Origin of the sequence: Micromonospora sp. NPDC005206 (assembly GCF_040608175.1) — a bacterium.
In the GTDB taxonomy this organism is placed as follows: domain Bacteria; phylum Actinomycetota; class Actinomycetes; order Mycobacteriales; family Micromonosporaceae; genus Micromonospora.
Genome location: NZ_JBEXHU010000006.1, coordinates 333179 through 352172, shown reverse-complemented (window position 1 = coordinate 352172; position 18994 = coordinate 333179). Strand labels below are relative to the sequence as shown.

12 protein-coding genes are annotated in these 18994 nt (G+C 70.9%); 4 read left to right on the top strand and 8 right to left on the bottom strand.

The window, feature by feature from the left end; translation table 11 throughout:
* Window positions 1-37 precede the first annotated feature (37 nt).
* Together ABZU69_RS11710 and ABZU69_RS11705 are read right to left on the bottom strand one after the other, a co-directional pair.
* Window positions 38-1723 carry a DUF4082 domain-containing protein gene (locus ABZU69_RS11710; RefSeq protein WP_354964319.1) on the bottom strand — a complete coding sequence of 562 codons (1686 nt, stop codon included), beginning with the start codon at window positions 1721-1723 and terminating at the stop codon, window positions 38-40.
* A 438-nt stretch (window positions 1724-2161) separates the two neighbouring features.
* Window positions 2162-3952, bottom strand: a complete 1791-nt coding sequence (locus tag ABZU69_RS11705; protein ID WP_354964318.1) for a hypothetical protein — start codon at window positions 3950-3952, stop codon at window positions 2162-2164.
* A gap of 197 nt (window positions 3953-4149) precedes the next feature.
* Here ABZU69_RS11705 and ABZU69_RS11700 point away from each other — a divergent pair, with 197 nt between their 5' ends.
* Complete coding sequence (locus tag ABZU69_RS11700; RefSeq protein WP_354964317.1) at window positions 4150-5493, top strand: acyltransferase; 1344 nt, start codon at window positions 4150-4152, stop codon at window positions 5491-5493.
* An 889-nt stretch (window positions 5494-6382) separates the two neighbouring features.
* Here the strand turns inward: ABZU69_RS11700 and ABZU69_RS11695 are convergent.
* Together ABZU69_RS11695 and ABZU69_RS11690 are read right to left on the bottom strand one after the other, a co-directional pair.
* Window positions 6383-7663, bottom strand: a complete 1281-nt coding sequence (locus ABZU69_RS11695) for an MFS transporter (protein WP_354964316.1) — start codon at window positions 7661-7663, stop codon at window positions 6383-6385.
* Window positions 7664-7675: 12 nt separating this feature from the next.
* On the bottom strand, window positions 7676-8791 hold the full coding sequence (locus ABZU69_RS11690) for a DegT/DnrJ/EryC1/StrS family aminotransferase (RefSeq protein ID WP_354964315.1): 1116 nt from the start codon (window positions 8789-8791) through the stop codon (window positions 7676-7678).
* Window positions 8792-9407: 616 nt separating this feature from the next.
* Here ABZU69_RS11690 and ABZU69_RS11685 point away from each other — a divergent pair.
* From ABZU69_RS11685 to ABZU69_RS11675, 3 genes are read left to right on the top strand one after another with little or no spacing between them, the layout of a single operon-like run.
* Entirely contained in the window at window positions 9408-10250 is an 843-nt protein-coding gene (locus tag ABZU69_RS11685) for a thiamine pyrophosphate-dependent dehydrogenase E1 component subunit alpha (RefSeq protein WP_354964314.1), read from the top strand.
* Window positions 10247-11257 carry a transketolase C-terminal domain-containing protein gene (locus ABZU69_RS11680; protein WP_354964313.1) on the top strand — a complete coding sequence of 337 codons (1011 nt, stop codon included), beginning with the start codon at window positions 10247-10249 and terminating at the stop codon, window positions 11255-11257. The genes ABZU69_RS11685 and ABZU69_RS11680 overlap by 4 nt, the downstream gene beginning before the upstream one ends.
* A 25-nt stretch (window positions 11258-11282) precedes the next feature.
* Window positions 11283-12410 carry a biotin/lipoyl-containing protein gene (locus ABZU69_RS11675; RefSeq protein WP_354964312.1) on the top strand — a complete coding sequence of 376 codons (1128 nt, stop codon included), beginning with the start codon at window positions 11283-11285 and terminating at the stop codon, window positions 12408-12410.
* 24 nt (window positions 12411-12434) lie between these two features.
* Here the strand turns inward: ABZU69_RS11675 and ABZU69_RS11670 are convergent, their stop codons facing one another.
* The 4 genes from ABZU69_RS11670 to ABZU69_RS11655 form a co-directional block, all read right to left on the bottom strand.
* On the bottom strand, window positions 12435-13481 hold the full coding sequence (locus ABZU69_RS11670) for a glycosyltransferase family 2 protein (protein WP_354964311.1): 1047 nt from the start codon (window positions 13479-13481) through the stop codon (window positions 12435-12437).
* Window positions 13482-13553: 72 nt separating this feature from the next.
* A complete protein-coding gene (locus ABZU69_RS11665) occupies window positions 13554-16547 on the bottom strand; it encodes a N,N-dimethylformamidase beta subunit family domain-containing protein (protein ID WP_354964310.1) in 2994 nt (997 codons plus the stop codon).
* A 399-nt stretch (window positions 16548-16946) separates the two neighbouring features.
* Window positions 16947-18152, bottom strand: a complete 1206-nt coding sequence (locus ABZU69_RS11660) for a hypothetical protein (RefSeq protein ID WP_354964309.1) — start codon at window positions 18150-18152, stop codon at window positions 16947-16949.
* 25 nt (window positions 18153-18177) lie between these two features.
* A complete protein-coding gene (locus ABZU69_RS11655) occupies window positions 18178-18981 on the bottom strand; it encodes a glycosyltransferase family A protein (protein ID WP_354964308.1) in 804 nt (267 codons plus the stop codon).
* Window positions 18982-18994 lie beyond the last annotated feature (13 nt).

The following is an 18994-nucleotide window of genomic DNA, read 5'->3' as shown; positions in this document are numbered from 1 at the left end:
CGGGTACCACCACGCCCGCCCCGGGTGGCGTCACCGCCTATGCGGGTCTGGGGACCAGCTGCGCCGTCGGGGCGCCGTCGATCGTGCCCACGACGTTGTTCGTCCAGTCGGTGAAGGTCACGGAGCATCCGGACCCGCACCGGTTCGTGTAGCCCCAGTGCGTCGGCCCGAATACGTTGTCGCGCAGTCGCAGCCCCTCACCGTCCTGGGCGTACAGCCCGAAGGCGCCGAGCGAGATGAAACTGTCGTGGACCTGGTAGTTGCGCAGCCGGGAGCCGCCCGAACTCTGGGTGAACAGCACGGCGGTGATGGCCTGCCAGTAGTTGGGGATCTCCGCGCCGGTGTAGGCGTTGACGCCCGGCTCGAGCCGGCTGTGGCTGATCTCCAGCGGACCGGTGCCGCCGTAGGGGAAGACGCCCCCGGTGTGGGCCTGGGAGGGGTCGGCCAGGTGGGCGATGTAGTTGTCGTGCAGCCAGCTGTACTCGATGGTGGTATTCGCCCCGCAGAGGCACATGCCGCCGGTGTTCGCCACGTCGACGCGGCTGAGCTGGATCGTGCAGGTGGGGCAGTCGTTGATCGCGTGATCGGTCAACGCGGCACTCTTCATGCCGAGGCCCACCGGTTCGGGCCGGATGGTCGTGTTGCTGATGTTGAGGCGCAGGCTGCCCGAGGAATTCGCGTTGACCAGGATGGCCCGATTGGCGGAACCCGGTGGCGGCGCGATGATGGAGTTCGTGATGTTGACTGTGCCGTGACAGTTCGTGCCGATGTAGATGAAGGCATGGAAGTACTTGTGGTCGAGATTCACGGTGCCGTTGCACTCGTACAGGTCCCATTCCTTGCTCCCGGTGTCGTGCGGGAACACCTCCTGGTAGCCGGCCGGCACCGGCAGCCGGGCATCGGACTGGCGGTACCTGCCAACCCCGGGCGCGCCCACCGAGAAGCGCTGGGGGTACCTGCCGCCACCGGTGCTGTCGGGGTTGCCGGTGACGGTCGGAGTCGGTGCGGGCGGGGTGGAGCTGGGCGTCGGCGCCGCGGTCGGGGTGGGACTCGGCGGGGTGGGGCGGGGGGATGCCGTCGTGGGTCGAGGGGTGGGACTGGACGTGGCGGGAGCGCCGGGCTTGAAGGCGACGTCGACCCAGTAGTTGGTGGCCCGGTAGCCCCGGTTCGGGAACCCGCCCGCGCCGTACCGGTACACGCCGTTGGCGCCCTGCGACCCGTCGGCCGGCGCGCGCAACGGGCCCCGGCTGCGAGCTGCGGCGAAGTAACGGTCGTCGGCCGAGTACTGCCCCACGTTGGTGTGGTACGACACCACGTACAGCGCATTGGCCTTGACGGCCACCGAGGCCGAGAAGGCGGCGTACTGCCATCCGGACGAGCTCTCGTTGGTGAACCGCACGGCGGCGAGCCTGGTGCCGTTGATCGCCCAGAGGCTGCCCGTGTGCACGCCGGTGTTCGTCCTCGACTTGTAGAACCGGACGCCGAGGACGCTGCCGTCCTGGGTCGCGGTGAATTTCACCCCCAGTTCCACGGCCTGTCTGTCCGGGTCGGTCACCGTGCCCGGTACTGCTGAGCTGCTCCACAGCGAGTACGTTCCGGAGGGTGCCGCCGCGGGCTCCGCGCCGCTCGGGCTGGTCGCTATGCGACCCGCCAGCGCCGTTCCGGAGATCGCCACCGCGCCGGCAACGGCCAGCACGATGGTCGCTCGCGAATTCCTGACCATGTGGTTCCCTTCTCCACAAGTGGTGTCACTCGCCGGGGCGGGCGAGCGCCGGTACGGAGGATGCGGTGTCGCGGACGTCGACGGCTGGTGCGTCCGACGCGATCAGCCACAGCCCGGGTCAGACTCCACGCGCCGTCGGCCCTGGCCAGCGGCGGACGCCCGCGGGGCGCCCGCCGCACGGTTCACGGGCGCGGCGGAGGCGTTGGGCTCAGGACCGCGTTCGCCGGGCGATCCGGGAGGACGCTCGCCTGACGAACCTGACCGGCCCTGCACAGGGCACACCAACACAACGAACCAAATGCCGCTAAGTCACCGGTATCGACGTTGAACCATGGGCGACCTGCACGGACGGCGTGAGCGAGCGGCTCCTCCCGGTGTCGGGAGGAGCGGGCTCCGCTGTCGGGTCACGGTGCGCCGCACGTCGGCGGGCGGGTGACCTCAGGCGACGGGCTGCGGCGCCGTGGCGACTAGGAGGTTGGTCAGGAAGGCCACCGTGGCAGGGGCGCACTCCCGCCGCCCCGCCAGCAACTCGTCCATCCATGCGTCCCGGACGATGCCGGTGGTCCGCAGCGGTGCGAGGACGTCCGGCTCGCTGCGCCAGTGCTCGACCACGAGCGCCGCCACCTCGGCCGCGCCCAGCTGCGCCCGACCGGAATGGCGCAGCCGCTGCCGTACCTTGCCGGAGAGCTTCCGCGCGGTGACCCGGGCTGCCGCCACGCGGTCACCGATGCCGCGTTGCCCCAACCGGGCGGGAACCAGCCCGGAATCCAGCGGCACCGCGGCCAGTTCGGCATCGAGCCGGTGGATGAGCTGCCCGGTCAGCAGGCCGCTCCCCTTCTGGTCCGGCGACACGGAGTGCGCCAGCTGGATGAAGCGGCGATCGAACATCGGGTTGATGAAGAAGCGGTTGACGGCCGCGACCGAGCCGTGGGCTCCCGCCCATCGCTGCATGCGCTGGTAGAGATAGAAGTGGTCGGTGGCCTGCAACCATTGCCGCGGAGCGCCGTCGAAGGATGCCGTGATCCGTTCGAGCGCGTCGGTGCGGGCGGCGGCCACGAATCCCGGTTCGAGTGCGCGGGCGTCGACGGCCTCGTTCGCGTAGAGGCGCCAGTTCGCCAACTGGCCGATCAGGTGGGGCGAGGTGGTCGCGTTGCGGGGCTGGCCGAAGTAGTAGAACCCGCGGCAGGCTTCCCCGCCGAGGCCGGATAGGCGATGCCCCTGCTCGAGGTGGCCCTCGGCGAGGAGCAACGGGGCCAGGGCCAGCGGGCTGGCCATGCAGTCCAGCGCCGCCGCGGCTTGTAGTGCCGCGCTGTGCGCCGCAGCCGGCGTGACCGGTGGCTGCTCGTCCAGCCAGTGGACATGCAGATCCAGCCCACCCAGCGCGCTCAGCTTCTGCGCCAGCGTGGCGTCCGAGCCGCCCCGCACGTCGAGGGTGAGCGCGCGCAGCCCTCGGCGGGTCTCCAGGGACAGCGCCGCGAGCAGGACGCGGGTGTCCTGGCCACCGGTCAACTGGAGCACGGTGCTGGGATGGTCAGCGAGGTAGGCCTCAAGGAACTCCCGCAGCATCCCGGCCATCTCGTCGACGACCTCGGGCAGGGACGGTGCCGGGCCGTCCAGGGCGAGCGACTGCTCCACGTAGCGGTGCGTCTCCACCCGGCCAGCGTCCAGCACCGCCAGGCATCCGGCGGGCACCTTTTCGACCTGCGCGAAGACCGTGCCGAGCCCCACCTGCCAGCCCACCAGGCCCTGCAGGCCGAGCGCCCCGTAATCCAGCCCCGCCCCGGCCAGCGCGCCGAGCGCTAGCGCACTCGTCGAGACCGCGGCCACACCATTGCCCTGCCACCAGAAGAGCTGCCGGAAGCCGAGCCAGTCCGTGGCCGCCACGATCGGCTCGCGGGGCCCGGAGCGGTGCGCCGCGGCGAACGGCGGCACCAGCGCGGCGAGCGCGGCGCCGTCCGCCTTCGTGCCCCGGCCCAGCTGCTCGGCCAACTCGGCGGTGGCGACATCGGCGCTCCGGGTACGAGCCGCCCGGCCCAGGCGCAGCGTGAAGGCGTTTCCGCTGTCGTCGACCCGATCGCCCGGGTCCGCGCCCTGGAAGGCGAGCCAGCCGTCCTCAGTGGACAGCATCCGCGCGTCGGCACCGAGGCGGGTGAGAGCCTCGGCCCGGGACGCCTCCTCGGTCACGGTCAGCCTGCCCGGGGCGTACGAGACGGCGAGGAACGACTTCATCTCGGCAGCACCGTGGGCGGCGTTGCGAACTCACCTTGGGCAGACATGGCGGCCAGCGTAATCTCCGCCAACACCCAAGGAAAGCGGTCCAAATAGGGCAAAAGCCATATGGGGTAACAGATTTCCAGCCTGTCGGTGTCGACTTCCCGACCAAGGAAAACAGCTACCCTGCTCCCCCGCCGTGGTTCACTTTCGCCGTGGTGGCCGGAATCCGGGCGAGGCAGACCCTCGCCGCTGCCTTTGCGTCGGCGGACAACAGCTTCGGCTTTCTCCGGCTGATGTTCGCCTTCGCCGTGCTCGTGTCCCATTCGCTGCCGCTCGGCTTCGGCGCGGACGACCCGGGCGCCGGCCTCACGAACGGCCAGACGGCGCTCGGCGAGATCGGAATCCTGGGCTTCTTCGTCATCTCCGGCTTTCTCATCACCCGCAGCGGCACCCGGGTTCCGGTGCTTCGATACCTCTGGCACCGTGGCCTCCGGATCCTGCCGGGCCTGTGGGTGTGCCTCGTGGTGACGGCCTTCGTCTTCGCCCCGATCGTGTCCCTGTGGGAGCGCGGCACGCTCCGCGGCCTCTTCGCCGCCTCCGACGGACCGTTCCAGTACGTTTTCAGCAACGCCTTCATCGCGATCCGGCAGTACGGCATCTCCGGCCTGCTGTTGGACACCCCGTACGGGCAGCGCACCGGCACGTCGGTCTTCGACGGCTCGCTCTGGAGCCTCATCTACGAGGTGCTCTGCTACCTCCTGGTCGCCGGGTTGGCGGCCGTCGGGGCGCTGCGCCGGGCCCGGTGGCTCGTGACGATCCTCGCGCTGGCCGGGGCCGGTGTCATGCTGCACGACCTGCTCCGGGCACCGGAGATCCCGGGGCCGCAGGGTGTGCACGGCCCGGTCTTCGGGGTGAGCGGGCTGGATAGCTACTCCCTCGTCTACCTGACCTACGTCTTCCTCCTGGGCGCCGTGTGCCAGCTCTACCGGGAGCGGATAGTCCTGCACGACGGCCTCGCCGTCGTCGCCGCCGCCGTCGTGCTCGCCACCACCCAGTTCGGCGCGTTCGCGGTGCTGGGCTACCCCGCCTTCGCCTACCTCGTCCTGTGGCTGGCGGTCCGCCTGCCACGCTGGACCCGCCGGGTCGGCCGCCGGCACGACTACTCCTACGGCTGCTACATCTACGCCTTCCCGGTCCAGCAACTCCTGGCCCTGGTGGGCGTGCCGCGGCTCGGACTGGTTCCCTACGTCGCGATCTGCACCGTCGCCACGGTCGCGCTCGCCGTTGGATCCTGGCACGTGGTGGAGCGGCCGGCGATGGCGCTGAAGGCCTGGTCGCCACGCCGTCGTGACACCACGACGGAGGTCCCCCGAACGAGCGCCGGAGCCGGCGACCGGGGAGGTCCCCGCAGCGGTCGGGGCGGAGGAGGCGACTACCGCACGACCGCCGGCGACCAGGCATCGCGGATGAACAACTCGGCGACCCCACCGCCGTCCGCGCGCACGACCCAGAGGTCGCTCGTCGACGGTCCCTCCCCGCTGCGCGGCAGGCCGTAGATCACCCGGCGGTCGTCGAGCCACTCGATCTGGTCATCCACGCTGCGCTGCTCGGCCAGGATGGTCGACCTGGCGGTGGCGAGGTCGTACACCGCGATCCGCCAGTGCCCCGGCGCCTGGCCGGCCCGCGTCTTGACCGCGATCCGGGTGCCGTCCGGCGAGAGCGAGGGGCACTCCGCGTCCTTTCGAAGCGCGACGAGTCGCTGTTGGCGAAGGCTGCCCCGGACCAGCCAGGTCCGGCCGCCCGACGCCGCCGTCGCGTAGAAGGTGTCCCCGTCGGCGAACGTGACCCCCCAGAGATTGCGGTCCGCAGACGTCACCCGCCTGCCATTGACGATCAGCTGGAAGTGCTCGATGTTGGTCGAATGCCCGTCAGCAACCCTGGTCACGAGAGTCTCGGTGGAGAACTGGCCGGGGGTGGAGTAGCTGTGCCCCGCAACGAAGGTGGTCGTCGCCACGAGCGACCCGTCGCGCGACAGCCGGGTGCGGCTCGGCACGCCGGAGAGCGGCAGCTCGCGGGTGACCCTCCAGTCGGGACCGAGAACCTGGGCGCGATACGTGGTGAGCAGGCCGGGCTTGGCGTACAGGCACACCGCCTCACCGGGCCGGGCGTAGACGCGGTCGCAGGAGGCCGGGGTGAACGCCCGGGCCCCGGCCGGGCCGCTGAGCGGGACCACCGCCACCCGGCCGTAGTCGTTACCGGCCGCGGTGCTCCGGAAGACGACATGGGCGCCGGCGGTCACCGCCGTGAGGTCCGGACCGGTGGGCATCGGCAGCGCCGCCGCCCCGGCCTGGGTCTGCTCCCGGCGGACGGAGTAGATGTAGCCGACCGTGCCGAGCAGGGTGACCAGGACGATGACGGCCAGGGTCCAAAGTCGTACCCGCCCGCTCATCGCTGATCCTCCGCCGCCGCGTCGGCGCCGGGCACCGCCACGGGATCGGGGCGGTCCTGCCCCGACAGCAGCCAAGCGGCCATCACCACTCCCATCATCAACAGGCCGGCCAACAGACAGAGAGCCGCCTGGCGGCCCAACAGCTGCCACAGACTGCCGAAGGCGAGCGCGCCAGCGAACCGTGCGATCACGACGACGGTCTGGGCGGTGGCGATACCGCTCCCCCGCACGTCGCTGGTCACTCTGCGGCTGACCAACGCGGCGAGCACGCCGTCGGTCGCGGCGTAGAACGCACCCAGCAGGACCAGCGCCGTGGCCGTCACCCCCAGGCCGCCCAGCGGCGCGGCGGCGACCAGGTACGCGACGAGCAGCGCCAGGTGGCCCCCGACGAAGACGCGCGAGCGCCCGACCCGGTCGGCGAGGCGGCCCAGCGGGATCGCCAAGGCGAGATAGGCGACGTTCGTGCCGACGAACAGCAGCGGGAAATAGCTCGCCGCGAACTGGTCGCGATCCTGCAGGGACAGGTAGACAAACCCGTCGCCGATCGTGAACAGGCCCAGCACGCCGGCGGCGATCAGCGGACGCCGGAGCCGCGGACCGGTCAGTTCCCGGAGCAGCCGCCGTACCGGCAGGGCTGCCGTCGGCCGGCGGCGCCGGTCCGGCACGAAGAGGACCATGACTGCGACGCCCAGCACGGCGAACGCGAACGACGCGACGAATACCGCCGAGTAGCCCCCTGGCAGGAACCACAGCAGCGAGAACGCCACCAATGGGCCGGCGGCCGCTCCGATGGTGTCCAGGGTCCGGTGGACGCCGAACGAGCGGCCCAGCGTGCGCGGATCCGACGCATCCGCGATGAGCGCGTCCCGTGGCGCCGTACGCAGCCCCTTGCCCAGCCGGTCCGCGGTCACCACCGCGGTGACCGCGCCGAGCCCGTGCGCGGGCAGCATGGCCAGCCGGCTCGCCGCCGAGACGGCGTAGCCGGCGGTGGCGACCCACTTCGGCCGGTCGGACCGGTCGCCGAAATACCCGCCGAAGATTCTGACCAGCGCGCTGGCGCCCTGGTAGAGCCCGTCGACCAGGCCGTACGCCAGCACACCGAGCCCAAGCTCGGCGGTGAGATAGACCGGCAGCACCGCGGCGACCATCTCCGACGAGACGTCGGTGAGCAGGCTGACGACGCCGAGCAGCACCACGGTGGCGCCGACCCGGGGCAGCCTGCTGCCGCGCCCGCCGGCCGGATCCGCGCCTGGGCGGTCCCGGACCGATACGTACATGGCGGCGTCGCGTCAGGCCACTGACCGCAGCGCGGCCGCGAGCGCGCGCGCGACGGCTGCCTGCTGGTCGGCGGTGATCTGCGGGAACAGCGGCAGGGACAGGATCTCGGTGGCCGCCCGCTCGGCATGCGGGAAGCTGCCCGGACCGTACGGCAGGTCCGCGAACGCCGGCGTCAGGTGGACCGGACAGGGGTAGTGGATGCCCGCGCCCACGCCGGCCTCGTTCAGCCGCCGCAGGACCTCGTCGCGGCGCCCGGCGCCCCCAGGGATCCGCAGCACGTAGAGGTGCCACACGTGCTCGTTCCCGGCGAGGACGACGGGACGCGTCACGTCAAGGGGCGCGAGCAGTTCGTCGTAGCGGGCAGCCGCGGCCCGGCGGGCGTCGTTCCACGCGGCCAGGCGGGTCAGCTTGGCCCGCAGCACCACCGCCTGCAGCGCGTCGAGCCGGCTGTTGACCCCGATGAGCTCGTGGACGTACTTCGCCAGGCCGCCGTGGCTGCCCAGGGTACGTACCACCGTGGCCAGGCCGGCGTCGTCCGTCAGCACCGCCCCGGCATCACCGTACGCCCCCAGATTCTTGCCCGGGTAGAAGCTGGTGGCCGCGACGCCGCCGGTGCCGGCTCCGGCGCCGGCGCGGGTGGCACCCTGGCACTGCGCGGCGTCCTCCACGATCGCGACGCCGCGGCCGGCGAGTCCGGCGCGGAGCCGCTCGACCGGGGCGAGCTGCCCGTAAAGGTGCACGGGGACCACCGCCCGGGTGGCCGGGCCGACGGCGGCCAGGGCGGCGTCGACGTCGACGAGGTAGGTCGCCGGGTCGATGTCGACGAGCACGACGCGGGCCCCGATCCGGGCCACGGCCTCGGCGGTCGCGACGAACGTGTTCGCCGGCAGCACCACCTCGTCCCCGGCCCGCACGCCGGTCGCCCGCAGGGCCAACTCGACCGCGTCCGTGCCGTTGGCGACCCCGACGCAGTGCTGGACGCCCGAGAACGCGGCGAACTCCCGCTCGAACGCCGCGACCTCCTCGCCGCCGACGAAGGCCGTGTTCTCGATGACGCGCTTGAAGCCGGTGCTGACCTCCTCGGCCACTTCGGCGTGCGCGGCCCGCAGGTCGACGAGTGGAATCATCTGGCGCTACTCCATCTGCCGCGATCGCGGCGGGCAGGGGTCGATCAGCGACCGGGCGGACCCGACGGTGACCGGACGGCCCGGAGCCTCGGTCGGCAACCGGTCGGTGCGGGTGACGATCGGTGCGGCTGGCGGTCGCACCGGCCGACCCGGCAGGCAAGCTACCAAGCGAGGCGGGCGGCGGAAGGACCGTGACGGGTATCCGGCAGAACGGTTCTCGTCACGCCCCGGGCCATACCGACTGGGCTAGTGTGCCAGCGACGGCGGCGCGGCGAAGCCGCCGCACGGCCACGGGCAGTCGTCCATTCAGTCGGATTCCCGAGATCCCCGTCTACACGGGATGGATAAAGGTTCCTCCTGTCGAATGGACGAAGCCCGGTAACGTGGCCGCGGCAGGCCCGGGTCATTGCGCCCCATGGCACGGAGCGTGCCGTGCGGAAAAGGAAGGCGGACAGTGTCGACGGCAACCACATGGCGCGGCGTGAATCTGGCCCAACCTGATCTCCGGTCGGCGGCTGGTGCTGATGGCATCGCCTCCCCGTACGTTCCTGGTCCTGTCGACGAACGGCTCACCGGATTACCCGGCGAATCCGACGAGCGCCGGCTCTACCGGCGCATGCGCTTTATCCGCCGCTTCGAGGAAACCCTGCTCTCGCTCTTTGAAGAGGGCGTCCTGAATGGCACGACACACGCGTGCATCGGTCAGGAGGCCGACGCGGTGGCGGTGATGGAGCACCTGGTCGAGGAGGACCACGTGTTCAGCAACCACCGGTGCCACGGTCACTACCTCGCCCGCACCGGCGACGCGCTCGGGCTGCTCGCCGAAATCATGGGCAAGGAGGCCGGGGTGTGTCGGGGCATCGGCGGTAGCCAGCACATCTGCGCGCCCGGCTTCAAGTCCAACGGCGTCCAGGGCGGCATCGTCCCGGCCGCCGCCGGGATCGCCCTCGCCGGCGAGCTCGACGGCAGCCGCCGGGTGAGCGTCGTGTTCATCGGCGACGGCACCCTGGGCGAGGGGTTGCTCTACGAGACGTTGAACATCGCCGCGCTCTGGCGGCTGCCGCTCCTCGTGGTCTGCGAGGACAACCGGTGGGCGCAGAGCACGCCGATCGGGGCCAACCTGGCGGGCAGCATGCCGGGCCGGTTCGAGGCCTTCGGCATCCCGGTACGCGAGGTCGAGAGCACCGACGTGCTGGAGTTGCGCTCGGCCGCCGGGGCGGAGGTCGACGCGGTCCGCGGCGGAGCCGGTCCCCGGGTCCTGCTGATCCACACCTACCGGCTGTGCCACCACTCCAAAAGCGACGACGAACGTCCCGCCGAGGAGATCGCCGCCCGGTGGGCCGTCGAGCCGTTGCTGGTCCACGGTCGCCGGCTGCGCGACGACGAACGGCGGATCGTCGACGGCGAGGTGGAGACCGCGCTGGCCCAGGTGGTCGCGACGGCGAGGGCGCTGCCGTGATCTTCGCCAAGGAGCTGAACGAGACGCTGCGCGCCTGCCTCACCGCCGACCCCCGGGTGCTCGTGCTCGGTGAGGACATCGCCGACCCGTACGGCGGAGCGTTCAAGGTGACCCGCGGGCTCTCCACCGCCTTCCCGGACCGGGTCCGCACGACGCCGATCAGCGAGGGGGCGATCGCCGGGATCTCCGCCGGGCTGGCCCTGGCCGGCTACCGGCCCATCGCCGAGATCATGTTCGGGGACTTCCTCACCCTCGTCTTCGATCAGGTGGTCAACCACATCGCCAAGTACCAGGCGATGTACGCCGGCCAGGCGACCTGCCCGGTCATCATGCGCGCCCCCTCCGGCGGCCACCGGGGATACGGTCCGACGCACAGCCAGAGCCTGGAAAAGCACTTCCTCGGCGTGCCGCATCTGCGGGTGGTCGCCGCGTCGCTGCTGCACGATCCCCGGACGGTCTTCGACGAGTTCCTCAGCCAGGACAGCCCGGTCCTCTACGTGGAGCACAAGCTGCTCTACCCGCAGCACCTGACCGTGCCCGAGGACGGTCGGTGGGGCGACCTGCTGGCGACGCGGGACGCCAGCCCCGGCATGCTGCCGACCGTGTGCCTCTCCGCGGTGCCCCGCGAGGAGTGCGCGGTGACCGTGCTGGCCTACGGATACCAGGCCATGCTCGCCGCGAAGGTGGTCGAACGGCTCGCCGTCGAGGAAGAGATCTTCGTCGAGCTGCTGGTGCCCGCTCAGCTCGCACCGATGGACTGGGCGCCGGTCGAGCGCTCCGTCGGCGTCACCGGACGGCTGGTCACCGTGGAGGAGGGCAGCCGCCGTTGGTCGTGGGGCACCGAGGCGGCCGCGACGATCTCCCGCCGGCTGTTCCGGGAGCTGCGTTCCCCCGTCGACGTCGTGGCCAGCGAGCCCACCGTCATCCCGTCGGCCAAGGCCAAGGAGAGCCGGGTCCTGGTTGGCGAGGGCCGGATCGAGGCGGCGCTGCGCGCCGCGGCCGGCTGAGTCCAGGACCCGTTGAGGAGAGAGTGTGAAGCCGGTAATCGTTCCGACCAGCGACGTCAACAGTGAGCACGGCGTGCTCGTGGCCTGGTTCGTAGACGACGGGGCCAAGGTGGAGGCGGACACCCTGCTCGCCGAGATCGAGACCAGCAAGGCGGTGCTCGAGGTCGTCGCCCCCAAGGCCGGCATCGTCCTGCAGATGGCCGAGCGACTGCAGGAGGTCCCCCTCGCCGAGCCGATCGCCATGCTCTTCGAGACGTCGGCCGACCTCGCCGAGTACGTGCGGGAGCGGGAGACCCGGGCGGCGGCCGCGGCGGCGGCTCCGGCACCCGTCCGGGCGAGCGTCAAGGCCGTGCGGCGGGCTGCGGAACTCGGCGTCGACCTGGCCACCCTCCAGCTCGGACGGCTGATCACCGTCAAGGACGTGGAGGGGGCCGCCCGGGAGACCCGTGTCGGGCCCGACGACCTCCCGGCGCCGCTGGGGGCCGAGCCCGGGGTGCAGCGCATCCTGCTCATCGGCGGGGCGCTGGGTGCCACCCAGGTCCTCGACATCCTGGCCGGATCCGCGACGCAGCGGGCCGTAGCCATCGTGGACGACGACCGGCAGCGGTGGGGCGCAGACGTGCACGGCGTGCCGATCGTCGGCGGAACGGACCGGCTCGCCGCGCTCTTCGCCGAGGGCGCCTACGACGCCGCGATCATCGCCATCGGCACATCGGTGGAGACCCGACGTCGCTTCCGGGAGGTCTGCGCGGAGGCCGGGATCCCCCTGGCGAACGCCATCGATCCCACCGCCAAGATCGCCACCGACGTGGTCCTCGGCCAGGGGAACATCATCTGCGCCTTCGCGCACCTCGGCACCGGGGTGCGGATGGGCGACAACAACTTCCTCTCCGCCTACAACTCGTTCGACCATCACAGCCGGATCGGCTCCGACAACGCCACCGGCCCGTCCTGTGTCTCGTCGGGGAAGGTGACGGTCGGCGACCGGGTACGCCTCGGGATCGGCATCTTCATCGAGCCGGACGTCGTCCTGGGTGACGGGGTGGTGGTCGCGTCCGGCGCGGTCATCGTCCGATCGGTGCCGGCCGAGCACGCCGTCAAGACGAAGGTCGTCACGACGACGGTGGTGCCGCAGCGACGGCCCGGGCGGTAGCACCGCCCGGGCCGGGTTAGTCCGTCAGATGCCGCGCCGCTTCCACGACTGCCACCAGAGCCACTCCCGGCCCTTGGCGGCGACCGCGGTGAGCACCAGCGGCTGAAGGTACGGCATGACGGCCGGCCCGATTCGCTTCCGAACCCGCAGGCCGCGGTACTCCGGCAGCGCGCGGTACTCCGGCCAGCACTCCGCGGCGAACGCGATCAGCTCGCCCTCGGGCACGCGCGCGGTGCGCCCCCGGTCGTAGGCCCGCACCGCGCGCCGCAGGGCTTGGCGGGCGAGGCGCCGGCGCACCATCGCGTCGAGCCGGTCGGCGTCGGGCAGCAGATCGCCGCAGCGCCGCACCACCGCCTCGTACGCGGCCTTCCGCTGGCGCAGGTCGTCGAGCTGCCCGGCGTAGTCCGTCAGCGACATGTTGCCGCCGTGCAGGCGGTAGTACGCCTGGTCCGCCCCGCGCACGTGGCCGACGTCCGCGTGCGCGGCCAGCCGCATCCACATCTCGATGTCGCCGGCGTGCGGCAGCTCGGGATCGTAGCCGCCCACCTTGCGCTGCAGGTCCGTCCGCACCACGACCTCGGGCGACGTGATGCAGCCGGTGGCCTCGCGGAAGCGGCGCTCCAGCCACCAGTGCCCGGGCCAGACACGATGGCCCAGATCCCGGGTGCGGGCCGGCGGCGGCGGACCGGGGTGGGTGAAGTGCACCGGGCGCCCGTAGACGAAGCCGACGCTCGGGTTGGCGTCGAGCACGCGCGCCGCCCGGGTCAAGGCGCCCGGCGTCAGCAGGTCGTCCGCGGAGAGCAGGACGGTGTAGTCGCCGTCCGCCCACTCCAGCAGGCCCTCGTTGTAGGTGGCGATGTGGCCACGGTTGGTCTCGTGGACCCGGACCTCCACCCGTGGGTCCGCCGCCGCAATGGCACGCGCCTTCTCGGCCGAGTCGTCCGGCGAGGCGTCGTCGATGATGAGCACGCGTACGTCGACGCCGGGCTGGTTGTCGAGCACGCTGCGCACGCATGCCTGGAGATAGTCCCCGTACCTGTAGCAGGGAATGACCACGCTGACCGTACTCACTGACACCCTTCCGTTGGCCCGTCCGCGGCCGTGCCGCGGGCCCACACCGATCCGGTGCGGGCCCGCGGTCGGTCACGGGGTCGTCGTGAAGACCACATCAACCCAGTAGTTCGCCGAATTCCAGGTGGAGGTCGGGAAGGCGACACCTGAACCGGCCCGGAACAACCCGTTCCCGCCATTCGGTGAGTCGGCCACCGCGGTCAGCGGATAGGACACCGTCGGTTGGGTGAACTGGTTGCCGGTGTAGGCGTACCGGCCCACGTCCGTGTGGTACGAGACCACGTACGGTGTGTTGGCCGTGATGGCGACCGGCTGGTCGAACAGCAGCCTCTGCCAGCCGCTGCTGCTCTCGTCGGTGAAGGTTCCGGTGGCGAGCTGGGTGCCGGTGTTCGACCAGAGGGTGCCGGTGTGCGTCCCGGTGTTGGCGCTGCCCTTGTAGAACCGCACGCCCGTCACGTAGCCGTCCAGTGCCGAGGTGAACCGCATGCCCAGCTCCAGGGAGCTCACCTCGGCGGCGTTGGGGATCGCCGGCACCACGGAGTCGTTCCAGACCGAGCACGGGCAGCTGACCGACGTGCCGGTGGTGAAGGTCCAGGTATACGGGGCCGGCATGGTGTTGCCCCAGGCGTCGGTCGCCCTCACCGAGGCGGTGTAGGTAATCAACGGGGTCAGGGCGTTCTGCGGCTGAATGGTGACCTTGCGGGTGGTGTTGTCGTAGCGGAAGCCGGCCGCGACGGATCCGCCGCTGGAGGTGAGCGCGTACTCGATGCTCTCCGGGTCGACGTCGTGGCTGAAGGTCGCGCTCAGCGTGGCGTTCAGTGCGACACCTGCGGCGCCCGCCGCGGGGGTCTTCGCGGTGATCGTCGCTGGCTCGGTCTCCGCGCCTACCGTGTCAACGACGACGTCGACCCAGTAGTTGGTGTTGTTCCAGCTCAGGTTCGGAAGGCCGCCGCCCGAGCCGTACCGGTAGACGCCGTTCGCGCCGTCCACCCCCGACTGCAGCAACCGGACGGCCGTCAACCCCGCGCCCTGGTTGGCGAAGTAGTTGCTGGTGTACGAGTAGTGCCCAGTGGGCGTGTAGTACGACGCCACGTAGGTGGTGTTGGCGGCCACCGGCACGGGGTTGGCGAAGGTCAGGGTCTGCCAACCGCTCGCGGTTTCGCCGGTGAACGTCCCGGAGGCGAGCAGCTGGCCCGAGGCGGTCCAGAGCTTGCCGAGGTGGGTGCCGGTGTTGGTGCTGGCCTTGTAGAACTTGACGCCGGTCACCAGGCTCGGCGCGCCGACCCGGAACTTCACCCCGAGCTCGTTCGGCGAGGTGTCGAAGGAGTCGACTCCGGTCGGCACGGCGGTGGCCGGGAACGCCGTGCAGGGGCACTGCTGCGGTCCGACGGTCACGCTCCGGGTGGTGACCGCCCCGATGTTCAAGCTGTCGTCGGAGGCCCGCACCATGATCTGTGCGGTGCCCTGGGTGCTCGGCGTCCAGGTGTAGGACCAGGTTCCCTGCCCGGTGGCCGCCGCCCAGGTGTTGCCGCCGTCCGTGGAGACCTCCACGCGGCCCAGTTGGCCGCCGCCGACCTCCGTCGCGGTCCCGGTGACGGTCACCGGCGTGAGGACCGCCAGGATGCTACCGGCCGCCGGCGCGGTGATGGTCACCGCCGGTCCGGTGGCGTCGGTGGACCTGACGGCGGCGAAGAGGTTGGCCTGCCGGGTCAGCGGCTGGGCGTCCATGTCGGCGAGGAGGTTGACGGTCGCCTGCTGCATGCGCTGGTCCTCGGTGGAGGGCAGCATCGTGTGCAGGCTGCTCAACCCCCACGACCACTGAACCGTGCCGGCGCCGAAGACCAACGCGCCGGAGGACTGGTCGCGATAGGCCACCAGGCTGTGCGTGGCCGTGCCGTTCCCGTAGTCGTTCCCCTCGTCCAGCAGCAAGGTGCCGTCGGTGATGGCCAGCGTCGTCGACGAGAACGCCACCGCGCCCGGCGGGCGGACCGAATTCTCGACGTCGGAGTCCCACTCGTAGCCGAGCGTGCCGACGGGGAACGTGGCCACCTGCCCGGGCGCCAGGTTGTTGATGGACGGGATGTTCCGCCAGAGGCGAAGGTTCCGGTACGCGGCCGGGACGGTGATCGCGTCGTTGCGGTAGCCGTTGACGGTGAAGATGGTTCCGGTCAGCTGGTTGGGCGGGGTGGCGCCGCCGGAGCCGGCGCCCACCGAGTCGACCCAGGTGCCGGTCCACTGCCCGCTCGGGTCCGCGATCCCGTTCGGCGGGTTCTGCCGCATCTTGGTCATCTTGTAGCAGACGAGGGTGCGGTTGTCCCCGCCGCCGCTGGCAACCGACGGCTCCAGCCGGGTGCGCCAGAAGATTTCGTTGCCGCTGAAGAAGGCCAGGTTGACGCCGGCCTCGCGGGCGGCGACCACATTGTTCCACTGGGCCTGGTTCCAGTACTCGTCATGCCCGGAGGACATGAAGACCCGGTGGTCGAGCAGGCTCGCCGGCTTGGTGCTCACGTCGATGCTCGAGGCGTAACTGACGTCGTACCCGTTGCGCTCGAGCCAGTAGATCATCGGGTACTCGGCCGAGAGGACGCCGTTGTCCCCGGCAATCCGCATGGGACGGTTGTAGCTCACCTTGTAGGCCCGGCCGTCGTACGCCGGCCCGCCCCCGCCGTAGAGGTCCTGACCGCCCCAGTCGTTGTACGCCTGCCAGGTCTGGTCCGAGGTCTGCACCAGGATGTCGGAGTGGTTCGCCGGATCCACGACGACGAACGGCACGTGCGCGAAGCCCGCGCCGTTGGGCTGGTCGAGCGTCGCGAGATAGACCCCGGAGACGGCGTTCGACGGCACCGTCCAGGTCACGTTGGTGGTCCAGTTGCCGCAGTCCACCAGTCCCGTGCCCGCGTCGTGCAGGCACGCCGGCTGGGTCCGGGCGGGGAAACTGCTCGTCGGTGAGGTCGGCATCCTCCGCGCACCGTCACCGCCGTAGTAGCCGAGCCGGTAGATGTCGACCTCGAAGGTGGTCGGTGACTGCACCTTCAACTGAAGCGTCTCGCCCGGCTGCACACTCATCCGGGTGCCGAATCCCTCGATATCGCCCCAGGCACTTTCGCCGTACCAGTCGTCAAGCGGTGTGCCCAGTTTCGAGTTCTCACAGACAACAGGGTTGGAGCCGGTGCCACAAGGATCGGACACAGCTGAACTTGCTGACGCGGGAACCAGCACCAAGGCTGCTCCCGTGGCGGCCGCTACCGCGACCCGAAACACCCGAGACCTCATAACGGATCGCCTGCTTCTCAAAGGAGGGCCGCCGGACGCTACTGAGCGTACGTAAGCGCCGGGGAGATACCAGATCTGCAGGTGTCGCGCCGCGACACCATTCGGTCAGTATCGCGCCGAGTATCGGCGGATGATCGTTCCCGACGCGCAGCCACTCGGCTCGCCACGCGCAGCCGACCGGACGGAATCCGGTCAGGACGGTCGGGGCACCGCCTTACCGGTGGGCGTACCGTCAATCGAACCCACGACATTGTTGAACCACTCCGCATACGTAACCGAGCAGTCCGCACCGCATTGGCTGGTGTGCCCCCAATGGGTGGGGCCGAAGACATTGTCGCGCAGCCGCAGGCCGATCCCGTCCTGGGCGTACAGGCCGAATGCGCCGAGCGAGATGAAGCTGTCCCGCACCAGGTAATCCCGCAAAGTGGAGGGGCCCTCACTCTGCGTGAACAACACTGCGGTAATCGCCTTCCAGTAGCCCGGCACCTCCTTTCCGGTGAAGGCGTCGACCCCCGGTTCCAGGCGGCTGTTGCTGATGGTCACCGGTCCACTGCCGCCGTACGGGAAGACGCCCCCGGTGTGCGCCTGGGACGGGTCGGCGAGGTGGGCGATGTAGTTGTCGTGGAGCCAGCTCCGCTCGATGGTGACGTTGGCTCCGCACAGGCACATGCCGCCGGTGTTCGCCACGTCCACGCCGCTGATCCGGATCGTGCAGGTGGCACAGTCGTTGATCGCGTGATCGGTCAGCGCGGCGTTCTGCTGCCCGCCGGCGACCGGCTCCGGCCGGATGGTCGTGTTCCTGATGTTCAGCGTGAGGCGGCCGGCAGAGTTGGCGTTGACCAGGATGGCCCGGTTGGCCGAGCCCGGCGGCGGCGCAATTATCGAGTTCGTGATGTTGACCGTGCCGTGACAGTCGGTGCCGATGTAGATGAAGGCACGGAAGTAGATCCGGTCCAGGTTGACCGTGCCCTTGCAGTCGTACAGGTCCCATTCCTTGCTGGCCCCGTCGTGCGGTTCGTACACCCGGTAGCCGCGTGGCACGGGCAGCTGGGCGTCCGACTGCCGGTAACGCCCGACGCCCGGTGCGCCGACTGAGAAGCGAGCGGGATAGCGGCCACCACCGGTGGGGTCGGCGGCTCGCGCCGTGGCGGAGGCAGGTGCGGATCCCGCCGCGGTGGGGGTCGGCGCGGGAGTGGCCGGCGTGGTGCGGGTCGGCGCGGACGTGGCCCCGGCAGCGGTGGCCGCCTGGCACCGCGCCGGGATCGCGCAGCCGGTCGGCTCGGCCACGCCGCGGTCCAGTGCCACCACCGTGACGGCGGCCCCGACCAGGAGCGCGCCGGCCGCCGCCAGGACCGGCCAACGCCTGCCGGTGCTACGCCTCTTCCCCGGCATCGACACCCGACCTCCTTCCGGCCCCCCCGACCTAGGTCCGTTCCCAGGCCGTCCAGTAGCTATTCGGGTTGATCACGTAGTCGACCGTCGGCTCGGGGATGTGCTCCACCCGGTGGCGCCGGCTGAACCGGTAGATCAGCTCCCAGTCCTCCTTCGGCGCCACGGTGGAACTGCGGCGCAGCCGGCTGAACACCAGGTCCGACGACCGTCTCGCCACGAAGGGGTTGGAATCCAAAAAGCACTTCTCCCAGGCGAGCTTGCGGTCGAACGCCACGGAGAGGATGTCGCGCTGGAGCCCGTCCGGCGTCACCCGGCGCATCGCGGTGTAGACCCCGTCCGGCCGTGGGCGCGACGGGTCGTCGTCCTGCAGCCGAGCGAGCGCGGTCTGCAGGTGATGCGGATGCCAGGCGTTGTCGTCGTCGAGGAACGCCACGAACCGGGAATCCGCCAGGCCCATCCCGATGTTGCGGCTGATCCCCAGCACGTTGATGTTGCGGCGCAGGCTGACCACGTGCAGGCGGGGGTCGGCCGGCAGTTCGGGGATCTGGCCGCCGCCGTCGTCGACCACGATGACGACGTGGTCGGTCACGGTCTGGGCCAGCACCGACTCCACCGCCCGCCGCAATCCATCCGGCCGTTTGTAGGTCAACACGATCGTCGCCACCAGGGCCCGGGGCTTGACGCCGCCGGGCAGCGTGGCCAGCAACCGGGCGATCTCGGACCGTTCGAACCGGTAGAGCCCGACCGCGGTGTGCCCGAGCAGCACCTTGTTGCGCAACTCCTCGAGAGGCAGCCAGCCAAAGGTGGCGCGCAGGCGCCGCTTCACCCAACTCATCTATGAGTCTCCA